The organism is Pseudomonas sp. PLB05, assembly GCF_021106615.1.
GTDB classification, from domain to species: domain Bacteria; phylum Pseudomonadota; class Gammaproteobacteria; order Pseudomonadales; family Pseudomonadaceae; genus Chryseomonas; species Chryseomonas benzopyrenica.
Window position 1 is genome coordinate 938,423 of record NZ_JAJOHO010000002.1, and the last position, 14,622, is coordinate 953,044.

The following is a 14,622-nucleotide window of genomic DNA, read 5'->3' on the forward strand; positions in this document are numbered from 1 at the left end:
CTGTATGAAAAGTCGCCGAGCGAAGGTCAGGCAAGGCAAAAATCAGCGAGGAAGCGGAGTTTACGAGTGGTAAATGAGCATTCCGAGCTGATTTTTAACGCAGCATCACCGAGCGCAGGCACTTTTCGTACAGAGCCTAGACTGTGAAAGATACCGCTTATCCGGACCTCTGGGGGCACCTTTCAGCCAATCGGATCTCCAAAGACTGAAGCTGGCCCTTTGCCGCCTCTGCCTGTTGCTTCAGGCTGGGTGTGCGGGTCGCCACCAGGAGTCTGTTTTGAAAACAATGATGGCGTTGCTGGGTGCCCTGACCCTGCCAACGCTCACGGCGCAGGCCGCCGGCATCTTCACCGACAAGTTCGACACGGCGCTCAATCGCCGGGTCATCGAATGGCGCGGGGCGCCCTCGACCGATGGGATCGTCTTCAGCGTGATCGCCAGCCAGTTCAAGACCAGCGCCGGCAATGCCACTACCGATTTCCGCACCCAGCTGTCCACCTTTGGCGATAAGGTGCGCTTCCACGGCTGCAGTGCCAGTCGCTGGGAAATGAACGGCCAGCTCTACCTGCCACTCAAGGGCCAGTACCGCATGGCCGGGCTGGACGAGCGCTACGGCGAGTATTTCATCGGCCAGCCCAGCCGCCAGGACCTGGAATGGGTGGCCATGAATACCCGGGTCAATTATCGCCTCTGCCGCCTGCGCGCAACCCTGTCCGCCGAGGACCTGCAGGGGCTGCGCTGGGTGTTGCAGGCGGCGGAGTCCGGCTAGCGGGCTAGTCGAAGCGGGTGATGACGGTCACCCCGGTACCTTCGAACCTGTCCATGTGCATCAGGGCCTCGCTGGACTCGGCCAGGCTGATCTCGCGGCCGATCAACCGCTCCGGTGCCAGGGTGCCCTGGCGCAGCATGGCCATCAGCACGTCATAGCGATGGGCCTGCATGCCGTGGCTGCCAAGGATTTCCAGCTCCTTGGCGATCACCAGATTCATCGGCAGCGCCGGCGTCGCCTGGTCGCCCAGCAGCAACCCGACCTGAACGTGCTTGCCGCGCTTGCGCAGGCTGGCGATGGAATTGAAGCAGGTAGTGGGATGGCCCAGGGCGTCGAGAGAGACGTGGGCACCGCCGCCGGTGATCTCTTGCACCGCCTCGGGCACGCTGGCCACCTGGGTAGCATCGAGGGTGGCCACGGCCCCGAGGCTGCGGGCCAGGGCCAGCTTGCTGGCGGTGATGTCGATGGCCACCACCTGGGCGCCCAGGGCGCTGGCGATCATGATCGCCGAGAGCCCTACGCCCCCACAGCCGTGCACCGCTACCCACTGGCCGGCGCTGACCTTGCCCTGGTCGACCACGGCGCGAAAGGATGTCACGAAGCGACAGCCCAGGCTCGCCGCCGTGGCGAAGTCCAGCTGCTCGGGCAGGCCGATCAGGTTGAGATCGGCCTGGTGGATGCCGACGTACTGGGCGAAGGAGCCCCAGTGGGTGAAGCCGGGCTGGAACTGATGGTCGCAGACCTGCTGGTGGCCGGCGTGGCACTGTGGACAGGCGCCGCAGCCACCGACGAACGGCACCGTCACCCGGTCGCCGACCCGCCACCTCCTGACGTCCTTGCCTACCGCCTCGACCACCCCGGCCAGTTCGTGGCCCGGCACATGGGGCAGTTCGATGTCGGTGTCATGGCCGACCCAGCCGTGCCAGTCGCTACGGCAGACGCCGGTGGCCATGACCTTGAGCACCACGCCGTGCGGCTCGGGGGTAGGGTCCGGCACCGTGCACAGGCAGGGTGGCGCGGAAAAGGCTTCGTAGACGACGGCTTTCATGGCGGGGCCTCGGGTGGGATGAGACCTCCAGTATGGCAAGCCGCGCGAATCTAGCCTGTCTGCTTGCCGGTGCGGCCGGCGGACTGCCGCTCGGCTAGCCTGCCAGGGCCTGCAGCCCGCTCCAGGTAGCCGGCGCGTCCTCGCCCAGCGCCTGCACCAGGGCGGCCTTGAGGCGGCAGTCGGGCAGGGCGCGGTGGGTTTCCTGCACGGCGACGCCCTGCTGGCGAGCGGCCATGGCCAGGGATTTGCGGCGCCAGCCGTCCTGGCTGCGGCTGTCCAGACTCGGCTCCTGCCAGAACTGGGCATAGAGCTGCATCAGGCAGTGCAGGCGGGTGCCATCCACCAGTTGCACCGGCGGCGTCTCCCGCTCCAGTTCCGGCGGCAGTGCCAGTCCATGGAGCTGGGCATCGTGCCCGAGCAGGCGATAGTCGAAGGCCATGCCATAGGCCAGCACGGTGCGGCCCTGCAGCAGCGGCCAGAGCTGGGCGAACACCTCGGGAAAGGAGGGCGCCTGGCTCAGGTGGGCATCGGTCAGGCCGTGGATCAGGGTCGCCTCGCGCGGCACGGCGATGCTGGGGCGCACCAGGGTATCGAGCAGCACCCGGCCACCGAGGGTCATCACCGCCACCTCGATCAGCTGGGCCTCTTCCCCCAGACCGGTCGCCTCGGTATCCAGCACCAGCACGTCCTGCTCCAGCCAGCGACGCGCCTGCTCGCGCACCCGCATTTGCTGGGCGTTGTAGCCGGTGAGGGCAGCGGTGGAAAAAGACGACGACAAGGAATTCATGACACGGCCTGACAGCTGAAACCAAGGGTGCGCCCAAGAGCTGGGGAATCGGCTCTACGACGGGTGTGGGCATTCGATGCAAGATCATCGCCACAGGACACAGGCCGTTCGGCGGGAGCGACGAGCGGACCACCCGGCGCGCCGGGGTCGCCCGCGCGGTCTGGCCTTGCGAGAATGGGCCTTCATCCATGTCGAGGAGCGCTGCTGCTTTGGCCGCCGTCCAGGGTTTCTTGCTGACACGCCTCTGGCGCGAGACTTCCACCGGGATGGAACTGGTGTTCTGGTTCGCCACCGACAGCGGTCCGCGCCAGCTGCGGGTGCCGGCGCAACAGGCCGTGGCCTTCGCCCCGGCCGCGCGACGGGCGGACATCGAGCGCCTGCTGCCGGCCGGGGTGGAGATCCGCGAATTGGCGCTGCAGGACTTCCAGCGGCGCCCCGTCCTGGGGCTCTATGCGCCGCGCTATCGCACCCTGCGCGAACTGGAGCAGCGCCTCCCCGCCGCCGGCATCGAGGTCTACGAGACGGACATCGCCCCGGCGGATCGCTTTCTCATGGAGCGCTTCATCACCGCGCCGGTGACGCTGCCCACGGCAGACGGCGGGCCACTGCGGCCCGATCCCGACTATCGCCCCTCGCTGCGCACCCTGTCGCTGGACATCGAGACCAGCGAGCGCGGCGAGCTCTACAGCATCGGCCTGCATGGCTGCGGCCAGCGCCAGGTGTACATGCTCGGCCCGCCCACCGGGGAGGATGCGGCGGTGGACTTCGACCTGGAATACGTCGCCGACCGCGCTACCCTGCTCGAACGCCTCAATGCCTGGCTGGCGCGCCACGATCCCGACGTCATCATCGGCTGGAGCGTGCTGCAGTTCGATATCCGCGTGCTCCACGAACACGCGCGCAAGCTGTGCGCGCCCCTGCACCTGGGCCGTGGCGCCCCCGAGGACGATCACTACGAACCCGGCGGCCAGGGCCGGCCCTTCCAGGCGCTGCTGGCCGGGCGGCCGATCATCGACGGGGTGGAGGCACTCAAGTCGGCGACCTGGGTATTTCCCTCCTACAGCCTGGAGAACGTCAGCCGTACCCTGCTGGGCGAAGGCAAGGCCATCGACAATCCCCACGACCGCATGGCCTCGATCAATCGCATGTTCGCGGGCGAGAAGAGCGCCCTGGCGCGCTACAACCTGGTGGACTGCGAGCTGGTCACCCGCATCTTCGCCAAGACCGAGCTGCTGCGCTTCCTGCTGGAACGGGCCAGCGTCACCGGCCTGCCGCTGGAGCGCCATGGCGCCTCCATCGCCGCCTTCTACCACCTCTATCTGCCGTTGATGCACCGCCAGGGCTTCGTCGCGCCCAATCTCGGTGCCCAGCCGCCCGAGGCCAGCCCCGGTGGCTTCGTCATGGATTCCCGACCCGGGCTCTACGACTCGGTGCTGGTGCTGGACTACAAGAGTCTCTATCCCTCGCTGATCCGCACCTTTCTCATTGATCCGGTAGGGCTGGTGGAGGGTCTGGCGCTGCCCGAGGACGAGACGGTGCCGGGCTTTCGCGGCGCGCGCTTCCACCGCACCCGGCACTGCCTGCCGGAGATGGTGGCGCGGGTCTGGGAGGGGCGCGATGCCGCCAAGCGCGCGGGCAACGCGCCCCTGGCCCAGGCGCTGAAGATCATCATGAACAGCTTCTATGGCGTGCTGGGCACGCCGCACTGCCGTTTCTTCGATCACCGCCTGGCCTCGTCCATCACCCTGCGTGGCCACGCCGTGATGCACCAGACCCGCGAGCTGATCGAGGCGCGTGGTCATCGGGTGATCTATGGCGACACCGACTCCACCTTCGTCTGGCTCGGGGCTGCCCATGAGGAGGCCGAGGCTGAGCGTATCGGTCGCGAGCTGGTGGCGGCGGTCAACGCCCACTGGCGCGAGCGGCTACAGGCGGAGCTGGGGCTGGAAAGCCATCTGGAGCTGCAGTACGAGACCCATTTTTCCCGCTTTCTCATGCCCACCATTCGTGGCGCGGAAGAGGGCAGCAAGAAGCGATACGCCGGCCTCAGACCCGGTGCCGACGGCCAGCCGGAACTGGTGTTCAAGGGCCTTGAAACGGTACGCAGCGACTGGTCGCCGCTGGCCCAGCGCTTTCAGCGCGAGCTGTACCTGCTGATCTTCACCGGTGAGCCCCATGAGGACTACGTGCGCGACTTCGTCGCCCGCACCCGCGCCGGCGACCTCGACGACCTGCTGGTCTATCGCAAGCGCCTGCGGCGACCGCTGGAGGAGTACCAGAGCAATCTCTCGCCCCAGGTGCGCGCGGCGCGCCTGCTGGAGGCGGAAAACGCCCGGCTGGGACGTCGCAGTCGCTTTCGCCGCGGCGGCTGGATCAGCTACCTGATCACCACCGCCGGCGCCGAGCCGGTCGAGCTGCCCCATGCACCACCCGACTACGATCACTATGTAGAGCGCCAGTTGGCCCCGGTGGCCGACGCCATCCTGCCCTTCGTCGGCGACCGCTTCGACCGGTTGCTGGATCGGCAGATGGGGTTGTTCTGAACAGGTCGGTCGTTTCGAAGCGCTGATCGCCGAGCTGCACGCCCTGCGCGGCGCCCGCGGTAGGCCATGGCATAGTCAGACGATTCGCGGCACACTCTGGGGCCACCGGGGCGCCTACCCAGCTGGGCTGGCGGTCCCCTTTCCCGCCAGAGGAGCGCCGCGATGACCCGCCTCACCGCCCAGGATTTCTCGCCCGAACTGCTCGAACTCTATGACTTCTATGTCCATGGTCGCATCAGCCGCCGCGACTTCCTCGACCGCGCCGGGGCCTGTGCCGCGGTGCTGGGGCTGTCGGCCACCGGCGTGCTGGCGGCGCTGAGCCCCAACTATGCCCTGGCCAGCCAGGTGGAGTTCACCGACCCGGACATCGTCGCCGAGTACGTCTATTACCCCTCGCCCAAGGGCCATGGGCGGGTGCGTGGCTATCTGGTGCGGCCGGCCAAGGCCAGCGGCAAGGTGCCGGCGGTGGTGGTGGCCCACGAGAATCGTGGCCTCAATCCCTATATCGAAGACGTGGCCCGGCGCCTGGCCAAGGCGGGCTATCTGGCCCTGGCACCGGACGGCCTGACGTCCATGGGCGGCTATCCCGGCAACGACGACAAGGGCCGTGAGTTGCAGCAGCAGGTCGATCCGGCCAAGCTGATGAACGACTTCTTCGCCGCCGTGGAAACCTTGATGAGCCACGAATTCAGCACCGGCAAGGTCGGTATCACCGGCTTCTGCTATGGCGGTGGCGTCGCCAACGCGGCCGCCGTGGCCTATCCCGAGCTGGCCGCGGCGGTGCCCTTCTATGGACGTCAACCGCGCGCCGAGGAGGTGGCGGCGATCAAGGCGCCGCTGCTGATCCACTACGCCGAAAACGATCCGCGCATCAACGAGGGAGCCGCCGCCTATGAAGCGGCGCTCAAGGCGGACGGCAAGACCTACGAGGTGCAGCGCTATGCCGGCACCAACCACGGCTTCCACAACGACTCCACCCCGCGCTATGACGAGGCGGCTGCCCAGCTGGCCTGGCAGCGCACCCTGGACTGGTTCGGGCGTTACCTGGCCTGAGCGCTCTGGGCTATCCCGGGTGCCGGGATCCCATGCCGTAGCGTTTTCCACCGTCGCGACTGGTTGGGCGGGAGGCGGTGTTGGCTTCGCTGCGCTCAGCGCCAACCTACGCGAGAGGCCGGACCGTGGTGGCTACCGACGTAGGTTGGGCTGAGACGGCTTCATCGTCGAGCCCAACAGGCCCCCGGCTGCACCTCGGCACCGTTGGGCTTCGCTGCGCTCAGCGCCAACCTACGGAGTCAGGTCCCCTCGATCAGATCACGGATGCGCACCGCCAGGGCGTCCATGGCGAAGGGCTTGGTCATCACGTGCATGCCGGGCTCCAGATGGCCGTTGCCGACCACCGCGTTCTCCGCGTAGCCGGTGATGAACAGTACCTTGAGACCGGGGCGGCGCTGGCGGGCGGCGTCGACCATCTGCCGGCCGTTCATGCCGCCGGGCAGGCCGACGTCGCTGATCAGCAGGTCGATGCGCACATCGGATTCCAGCAGTCGCAACCCGGAGCTGGCATCCGCCGCTTCCAGGGCGGCGTAGCCCAGTTCTTCCAGCACCTCCACCACCAGCATCCGTACCGTGGGTTCGTCATCCACCACCAGCACCGTCTCGCCGTGACCCTGGCGTGGCAGCGCCGGTTGGCTGGCGATGAGGTCCACACCCGCTGCCGTTTCGCGGTGGCGCGGCAGGAAGAGGGTGACGCTGGTGCCCTCATCGACCTGGGAATGGATGCGCGCCTGGCCGCCGGATTGGCGCACGAAGCCGTAGATCATCGACAGGCCGAGCCCGGTACCCACGCCGATCGGCTTGGTGGTGAAGAAGGGGTCGAAGGCCTTGGCGATCACCTCGGGCGGCATGCCGCAGCCGTTGTCGGTCACCGAGAGGGCGATGTATTCGCCCGGCTCCAGGTCGCGGACCCGGGCCATGCGCGCATCCAGCGCCCGATTGGCGGTCTCGATGAAGATGCGGCCACCCTCGGGCATGGCATCGCGGGCATTGATGCAGAGGTTGAGCAGGGCATTTTCCAGCTGCGGCGGATCGACCAGAGTCGACCAGAGTTCGCTGCTGGCCACCACCTCGATCTGGATCGCCGGACCCACCGTGCGGCGGATCAGGTCTTCCATGCCGGCCACCAGGCGATTGACGTCGGTGGGCTTGGGATCCAGCGTCTGCCGGCGGGAAAAGGCCAGCAGCCGGTGGGTCAGGGCGGCGGCGCGGATGGCGGCGCCCTGGGCAGCGGTGGTGTAGCGTTCAAGGTTGTTCAGCCTACCCTGGCCGATGCGCACCGTGAGCAGATCCAGACTGCCGACGATGCCGGCGAGCAGGTTGTTGAAGTCGTGGGCCAGGCCGCCGGTGAGTTGGCCGACCGCTTCCATCTTCTGTGATTGGCGCAGCTGTTCTTCCAGCAGCGCCTGGGTCTCCGCGGCGTCCTTCTCGCGGGTGATATCGCGCCCGGCACCGGTGACGTGCTCCTGATCGGTATCTAGCGACAGCGTCCAGGACAGCCAGCGCCAGCTGCCATTCGCCGCCTGGACACGATTCTCAACCCGGGTCGGCAGGCCGCTGCGGCGCAGGTCGTCCAGCGCTACCAGCACCTCCGGTAGATCGTCGGGGTGAATGAGTTCGGTGTAGGGGCGGCTGAGCAACTCGGCCTCGGAATAGCCCAGGCCGCGCGACCAGGACGGACTCACCCGCAGCAGCTGCCCGGCGAAGTCGGCGGTGAGCAGCAGGTCCTCGCTGAGCGCCCAGAGCCGGTCGCGTTCGGCGGTGCGCGCCTGGACTTCCTGGCTGAGGCTGAGATTCTGCGCCTGGATCAGCGCCTGGGCGTCGCGCTGGACGGTGACGTCCTGGGCGAAAACGTAGAAGCCGTCCACCGCGCCGCGCCCATCCCGCCGCGGCCGATAGTGGATGTCGGCGATGCGTCGCCGGCCGTCCGGCCAGGCCCAGGGCAGATCCAGCCGCGCCGGGGTGCCGTCCAGGGCGGCCTGGATGGCCGGGCGGCGGGCAGCGAACAGCTCCGGCGCGAAGACCTCGGCCATGCTGCGACCGAGGATGCTCTGCGGCGCATCCTTGAACCACTTGGGCGCCTCGACGTTGGCGAAGCGATAGATCAGGTCGCGATCGACGAAGGCGATCAGGCAGGGCAGGGTGTCGGCCACCAGGCGCAGATTGAGTTCGCTGTCGCGCAGTGCACGTTCCGCGGTCAGTCGCGCCGTCGCCGAGCGGGTGCGATTGGCGACCTCGCGGATGAATTGCAACTCGGCCGGCGTCCAGCGCCGCGGCTGACTGGAACCGACATAGAGCAGGGCCACCAGGTTGCCGTGCTCGAACAGCGGCAGGTTGACCAGGGCGCGGATCTCCAGGCGTTGCAGCGCCGCGAGGTTGTCACGGGCGCGCGGGTCCGCGTGCACATCCTCGATCACCACGGTTTCGCCGCGCTTGAAAGCTTCGCTGTAGCTGCCGTAGTCGTGGAAGTTCAGGGTGCCCATCAGGCTGCGGGCGCCCGGGATCGTCCAGTCGCGCCCCACGGTGACGGTCTCGGCCTCGGCGTCCACCAGGCCATAGCCCACCAGGTGGGCATCCAGGCTGGTACCCAGGGTGGCGCAGGCGAGGTCGGTGACGGCTTCGATGTCGCCCAGCTGGCTGAAGCCTTCACCGAGTTCGGCCAGCGCCCTGCGATAGCGCTCTTCGTCGCGGGTCGCCTGGGCGGCCTGCTCGCGCTCGGTGACATCCAGGAACAGCACCAGAAAGCTGTCGGGACCGGCCTTGTGCGCATGGCCTTCGTACCAGCGCCCGTTGTGCTGGAATTGCCGCACGTAGCTGAACGACTGGCCGGTATCCACCACCCGGGTGAAGTCTTCCACCCAGAGGTCTTCGAGATCGGGAAACAGGCTGCGCGCGGTCTGGCCGACCGCCTGTTGCGCACTCAAGCCGAAGTGCGCGCACCAGGCCCGGTTGACCTGGTCATAGCGCCAGTCCCGGCCGCGGCCCTGGTCATCGCGCAGGATGGTGCCGAGGATGAAGCCCTCGTCCAGTTGCTCGAACAGGCCACGCCAGTAGCGCTCGCTCTCCGCCAGCTGCTGCTGTACCTCGCCCACGTAGCGCTGGCTGTCACGCAGGGCCTCGCCGGCCAGGTGCTGGGACGTGCGGTCGCGGAGGATCTTGACGAAGCCGGTATGGGTGCCGGCGTCGTCGTGCAGCGGATGCATCTCGCCACTGGCCCAGAAGCGAGTGCCGTCGCGGCGCAGGTGCCAGCGCTCGTCCTCGGCACGGCCGTCTTGCAGGGCCAGCCGCATTTCCAGCGCGGCTCGGCCGCTCTGGTTGTCTTCCGGGGTGAAGAAGCGCTCCGCCGGTGCACCGCGAATCTCCGCGGCGGTCCAGCCCAGCAGGCGCTCGGCGCCGCTGTTCCAGTCGGCGATCACTCCGGCCGGATCGAGCACGATCATGGCGAAATCGATGGCGCCATCGAAGATTGCCAGGCGTCGTTGGGCGTCCTGGGGCGGCAGCGCGGTGCACTGGTCAAGCGCGGCGCGCAGGCGGCGTACTTCGGCCTGGAGTTCAGCGTGAGAGAGAGCGGATTCAGCCATGGGATCTTTCGAACAGGTGGGCAGCGAAAGCAGACGGCGGTGACGTCCAGCGAGAGCCTTAGAGTAAGAGAGTCGGGCGACGGCCAGCGATCTGCCGGCACCTTTTTCCGACAGACAGGGAATTAAGTAGCCGCTACGGCATCAGACAAGTGCCAGTACCAACCGGCCAGCCGTCCATCCGAGGGTTGTGATCCAATTCGAGTAATTTCGGTCTATTTAGTCGTACTAATGAAGTAGCGTTGCCATGACCGATGTAGTTTCTTCCGCAGCCGTTACCACTGTGCTGGTCGTCGAGGACGATCCCGTACTGCGCTCGCTGGCGACGGAGGTGTTCGAAATGGAAGGCTACGCCGTCCAGTCGTTCGACACCGCCGATGCCGCCTGGTGCTGGTTCGAAGCCGATCCATTGCCGCCCGATCTGCTGTTCACCGATGTGCGCATGCCCGGTCGGTTGGATGGCCTCGCCCTGGCCAAACAGGTCCGCCAACGGTTTCCGCAGCTGCCGATCCTGGTGTCCTCTGGATACACCGGCCAGCAGTATGCCGAACGCGAAGACCGGGCGCTGTTCCTGCCCAAGCCCTGGACCATCGACCAGTTGCTGAAGGCCTGCGGTCAGCTGGGCGTCTAGTCGCCTGCCTGACGCGCTCGCGCCAGGCGTACCGCCGAATCCACCTCATCTAGCGTCCAGGGCTTCTGCAGGAAGATCACCTGAGGAGGCAACGTGGTGGTGATTTCGTAGCCGTAGCCGGAAGTGATCACCATGGGCAACTCGGGCCAGCGCTGCAGCAGCATCTGCGCCAGCTCGCCGCCGCGCAACTGGCCGGGCATCAGGTGATCGGTAACGACCAGGGCCGGCGCCTCCTGGCATTGCAGCAGATGCACTAGGGCATCGTCGGCATTGTCGAAGCGGGTACAGGCCCACTGCAATTGTTCTTCGAGATGATTGCCCAGCAGCTCGGCGAGCAGACTGTTGTCTTCGATGACGACGGCATAGGGCAGAGCGGTAGACGAAGTCATCGGGACATCCGGAACGCGATGAGGCAATTCCGGAAGTCTAGCAGAGCCCTGTCGGTCTCAGTCTGGCTTTCTTCTGACCATTGTCAGATCTCCAAGACGATCTTGCCGAAATGGCTGCCGTCCTTCTGGAAGGCGAAGGCCTCGGCGATCTCGGCCAGGGGATAGCTGCGATCGATGACCGGCTTGATCCCGTTGCTCTCCAGCGTCTGGATCATCTCCTGCTGATGGCGGCGACTGCCGACGATCAACCCCTGCAGTCGTTGGTGCCGACGCATCAGATTGGCGGTGGGGACCTGGCCCTCGACGCCGGTGAGCACGCCGATCAGCGCCAGATGACCATGGATACGCGCGGCCTGGATGGATTGCGCCAGCGTCGCCGGGCCGCCCACTTCCACCACGATGTCGACGCCGCGCCCCCCGGTGATGGCCTGCACCTTGGCGCCCCATTCCGGCTCGTCGCGGTAATTGATCAGGTGGTCGGCGCCTAGGGCATAGGCACGCTGCAGCTTCTCGTCCGACGAAGAGGTGGCGATCACCGTGGCGCCCATGGCCTTGGCCAGCTGCAGGGCGAAGATGGACACCCCGCCGGTGCCCATGACCAGCACGCTGTCACCGGCCTTGAGATTGCCGTCCACCACCAGGGCACGCCAGGCGGTGAGCCCGGCGGTGGTCAGGGTCGCCGCCTCGGCATGGCTGTAGCCCTTGGGCGCGCGGGTAAAGGCCGTGGCCGGGCGCACCACTACCTCGCAGGCGAAGCCGTCGATGCCATCGCCGGGCGTGGTGGAGAAATCGTCGATTGTCGGCTCGCCGTCCAGCCACTGGGGAAAGAAGGTCGAGACCACCTGATCGCCCACGGCGAATTCGCTGACGCCTGCGCCCACGGCCTCGACTACCCCGGCGCCATCGGACATGGGAATGCGCCCATCGGCGGTCGGCATCTTGCCGAGCACCACGCCCAGATCATGGAAATTCAGCGAGCTGGCCTTGATCCGCACACGGATCTCGCCGGCTCCGGGCTGACCGGGATCGGGCAGTTCACAGTGTTCCAGCTGATCCAGACCACCGGGTTTGCGTAGGCGTATGGCGTGCATGAAAGATCCTCCGGACTATGGCGAGCAGGACGCTCGCGGGTCTGTAGAGGACCACGGTGCCGGGCGCAGGATTCCCGAAGGAGTCCTGCGCCCATGGCCTTACTTGATCGCCTTCTGCAGTTGCTGCAGCTGCTCGGTGCGGGTGTTCAGGCGGGTTTCGCCGCGCTGGGCATCGACCTTCTTCAGCTCGGCCTCGGCCATGCGCAGCTTGATGGTCTGCATGGCGGTCTGGATGCGTTGCTGGGTCAGGTAGGCCAGCTGGTCGACGGTGCGCTCGTTCTCACCGTCCTTGTAGGCCTTGTCGGTCTTGGCCAGCCAGGTGCCGGCATCCTTGGTTTCCAGCGCCGCCAGCTGGGTGGCCTGGGGCTGGGATTCGAGGGCGGCGTAGTCGTTGCGCGCCTTTTCCAGATTGGGGTTGGGCGGGGTGGCGCAGGCGGCCAGGGTGAGGGTCAGGGCCGACAGTACCGGAAGCAGAAAACGTTTACGCATGGGTTTCGTCCTTCAAGAGAGCGGGCAGCCTTACTGCTGCACCTTTTTCTGTAGATTCTGTTGCAGCTGCAGGTTGATCTGACCTTCCTCACGGATCTGCTGGATGCTGTTTTGGGCATCCTGCAGCGCCGCCGCGGCCTTGGCGGCCTGGGTCTTGCGGGTTGCCAGACGGGCATCCCACTCGGCCTGCTCGGCCAGTTGCTTGGCTTCGTCGTATTTTTCGTTGGACAGGGCCGTCTGGGCCTGGGTCCACTTGTCCTGGGCCGACTTGGTCTCGATCGGGGCGAACTGGTTGCCGCCGCCACTCACGGCTTCGTTGACGGCCGATTGGGTCACGGCCATCTGCGCGGTCGGCGGATTGCCGGCGCAGCCCGCGAGCAGCAGACCGCCACCCAGGACCAGGCTGGCGAGCAGCGCACGAGGCGCGGAGAACGGGGAGGCGCGAGAGGGACCGGTTTTCATCCGAACATTCCTGGCAGGTCGCCCGGAATGGGCGACAGTGCCTGTGAGACGGCGAAAACGCGGCGAGGTTCGCTGCAACCGCTGCGCTAAAGGACAGGGTGTCCTGGTCGATATACGTTGTCAGACAACAAAAGGGCCAGCGGCCACGGAGATTCCATGCTGTTACGCAATTGCAACATCGCGCCCCGCGCGGCGCTAGGCTTCGGCCTGATCGCCCTGATGGTGGCTTTTCTCGGCCTGTTTTCCCTGGCGCAGATGGCGGGTATCCGCGAACGCCAGGTGGTGACGGAGCGTGACTGGGTGCCGAGCATTCGCGCGGTGGACGCCATCCGCGAGAACATGCTGCGCATCCGCACCATCTCCTTGCGGCTGGCGCTGGACCCGGAACCACGCAACATCGACACCTATGTCAGCCAGTACGAGGCGCGCAACAAGGTGCTCATGGAGGGCATCAAGGCCTATGAGGTCTTTGTCGACACCCCCGAGGAGCACCAGCGCTGGGACCTGTTCAAGCGCGATTTCGCCACCTATCAGCAGGGCATGACCGAGTCCTTCGCCCTGGCGCGGCGGGGCGATACCGTCGCGCTCAACAAACTGACCCTGGTGGACATGAAACCGGTGGTGGACGGCACCGGCAAGCAGCTGGGCGAGTTGGGCGACCTCTATGCCGAGGGTATCGAACGCGATGGCAAGGTCTCGGCGGACCGCTATGAGGCCTCACGGCTGATCGTCATCGCGGTGATCGTCCTGGCCGCCCTGGCCACGGTGCTCATGGCCTGGCTGCTGACCCGCAGCATCGTCGGACCGCTGCGCGAGGCGCTGCTGGCCGCCCGCCGTGTCGCCCAGGGCGACCTGACCCAAACCCTGGCGGTGCAGGGGCGCGACGAGGTGAGCGAATTGCAGCGCGCCTTGCAGCAGATGCAGGGGCAGTTGCGCGAGACCCTCTCGCGCATCGCCGGCTCCTCCACCCAGTTGGCCACCGCCGCCGAAGAGCTCAATGCGGTCACCGAGGCCGCGGGCCAGGGCCTGCAGCAGCAGAACCAGGAGATCGAACAGGCCGCTACCGCCGTCACCGAGATGAGCACCGCGGTGGACGAGGTGGCGCGCAACGCCGTCTCCACCTCCGAGGCCTCGCGGGCCTCCAGCCAAGCCGCGCAGCAGGGCCAGACCCGCGTCGCGGAAACCCTGGGCGCCATTGAGGCGCTGTCCGACGAGGTCGCGGCTACCGGGACGGTGGTCCAGCGCCTGGCCGAGCAGTCCCAGGACATCGGCAAGGTGCTCGACGTCATTCGCGCCATCGCCGAGCAGACCAACCTGCTGGCGCTCAATGCCGCCATCGAGGCGGCGCGGGCCGGTGAGGCCGGACGTGGTTTCGCCGTGGTGGCCGACGAGGTGCGCGCTCTGGCCAGCCGTACCCAGCAGTCCACCCTGGAGATCGAGCAGATGGTCTCGGGCATGCGCAGCGGCGCCAGCCAGGCCCTGGGCTCCATGCACAGCAGCAGTCAGCGCGCCCAGGCCACGCGGGCCCTGGCGGAAACCGCCGGGGTGGCGCTGGACGAGATCAACAGCCGCATCGGCGAGATGTACGAGCGCAACCTGGTGATCGCCAGCGCGGCCGAAGAGCAGGCCCAGGTGGCCCGCGAAGTGGATCGCAATCTGGTCAACATCCGCGATCTCTCCACCCAGTCCGCCGACGGTGCGCGCCAGACCAGTGCCGCCAGCCAGGAATTGTCCCGGCTGGCGGTGGATCTGCAGGGGCTGGTGAACCGCTTCCAGGTCTGA

Annotated in this window: 11 protein-coding genes and 1 pseudogene; 5 read left to right on the top strand and 7 right to left on the bottom strand. The window is 67.0% G+C overall.

Annotated features, from left to right (window positions below; genetic code table 11):
* The first annotated feature begins 277 nt into the window (after positions 1–277).
* Positions 278–769, top strand: coding sequence for a hypothetical protein (locus LRS53_RS11015; protein ID WP_173149181.1), 492 nt, complete (start codon positions 278–280; stop codon positions 767–769).
* Positions 770–773: 4 nt separating this feature from the next.
* On the opposite strand, the gene LRS53_RS11020 is transcribed toward LRS53_RS11015, so the two are convergent.
* Together LRS53_RS11020 and LRS53_RS11025 are read right to left on the bottom strand one after the other, a co-directional pair.
* A complete protein-coding gene (locus tag LRS53_RS11020; protein ID WP_231355899.1) occupies positions 774–1,817 on the bottom strand; it encodes a zinc-dependent alcohol dehydrogenase family protein in 1,044 nt (347 codons plus the stop codon).
* Positions 1,818–1,911: 94 nt separating this feature from the next.
* On the bottom strand, positions 1,912–2,604 hold the full coding sequence (locus LRS53_RS11025) for a 3'-5' exonuclease (RefSeq protein ID WP_231355900.1): 693 nt from the start codon (positions 2,602–2,604) through the stop codon (positions 1,912–1,914).
* A 209-nt stretch (positions 2,605–2,813) separates the two neighbouring features.
* Between LRS53_RS11025 and LRS53_RS11030 the strand changes: the two genes are divergently transcribed.
* On the top strand, positions 2,814–5,147 hold the full coding sequence (locus LRS53_RS11030; protein WP_231355901.1) for a DNA polymerase II: 2,334 nt from the start codon (positions 2,814–2,816) through the stop codon (positions 5,145–5,147).
* A 162-nt stretch (positions 5,148–5,309) separates the two neighbouring features.
* Positions 5,310–6,200, top strand: coding sequence for a YghX family hydrolase (yghX, locus tag LRS53_RS11035; protein WP_231355902.1), 891 nt, complete (start codon positions 5,310–5,312; stop codon positions 6,198–6,200).
* Positions 6,201–6,439: 239 nt separating this feature from the next.
* Here yghX and LRS53_RS11040 read toward each other — a convergent pair whose 3' ends face one another.
* Positions 6,440–9,781: a PAS domain S-box protein gene (locus tag LRS53_RS11040; protein WP_231355903.1), complete on the bottom strand. Its 3,342-nt coding sequence runs from the start codon at positions 9,779–9,781 to the stop codon at positions 6,440–6,442.
* Between the two features lie 244 nt (positions 9,782–10,025).
* Here LRS53_RS11040 and LRS53_RS11045 point away from each other — a divergent pair, with 244 nt between their 5' ends.
* Positions 10,026–10,409: a response regulator gene (locus LRS53_RS11045; RefSeq protein WP_051226123.1), complete on the top strand. Its 384-nt coding sequence runs from the start codon at positions 10,026–10,028 to the stop codon at positions 10,407–10,409.
* Here LRS53_RS11045 and LRS53_RS11050 read toward each other — a convergent pair.
* The 4 genes and pseudogenes from LRS53_RS11050 to LRS53_RS11065 all read right to left on the bottom strand — a co-directional run bounded on the left by LRS53_RS11050 (position 10,406) and on the right by LRS53_RS11065 (position 12,840).
* The gene (locus LRS53_RS11050; RefSeq protein ID WP_017638658.1) at positions 10,406–10,798 is read right to left on the bottom strand and encodes a response regulator; all 393 of its coding nucleotides are present in this window, start codon (positions 10,796–10,798) and stop codon (positions 10,406–10,408) included. The two genes, LRS53_RS11045 and LRS53_RS11050, sit on opposite strands and share 4 nt — an antisense overlap.
* A gap of 83 nt (positions 10,799–10,881) precedes the next feature.
* The gene (locus tag LRS53_RS11055; RefSeq protein ID WP_231355904.1) at positions 10,882–11,889 is read right to left on the bottom strand and encodes a zinc-dependent alcohol dehydrogenase family protein; all 1,008 of its coding nucleotides are present in this window, start codon (positions 11,887–11,889) and stop codon (positions 10,882–10,884) included.
* A gap of 105 nt (positions 11,890–11,994) precedes the next feature.
* A pseudogene (locus tag LRS53_RS11060) lies at positions 11,995–12,378 on the bottom strand (DUF4398 domain-containing protein); the annotation flags it as partial.
* 30 nt (positions 12,379–12,408) lie between these two features.
* Entirely contained in the window at positions 12,409–12,840 is a 432-nt protein-coding gene (locus LRS53_RS11065; RefSeq protein WP_231355905.1) for a DUF4398 domain-containing protein, read from the bottom strand.
* A 156-nt stretch (positions 12,841–12,996) separates the two neighbouring features.
* Between LRS53_RS11065 and LRS53_RS11070 the strand changes: the two genes are divergently transcribed.
* Complete coding sequence (locus LRS53_RS11070) at positions 12,997–14,622, top strand: methyl-accepting chemotaxis protein (protein WP_017638662.1); 1,626 nt, start codon at positions 12,997–12,999, stop codon at positions 14,620–14,622.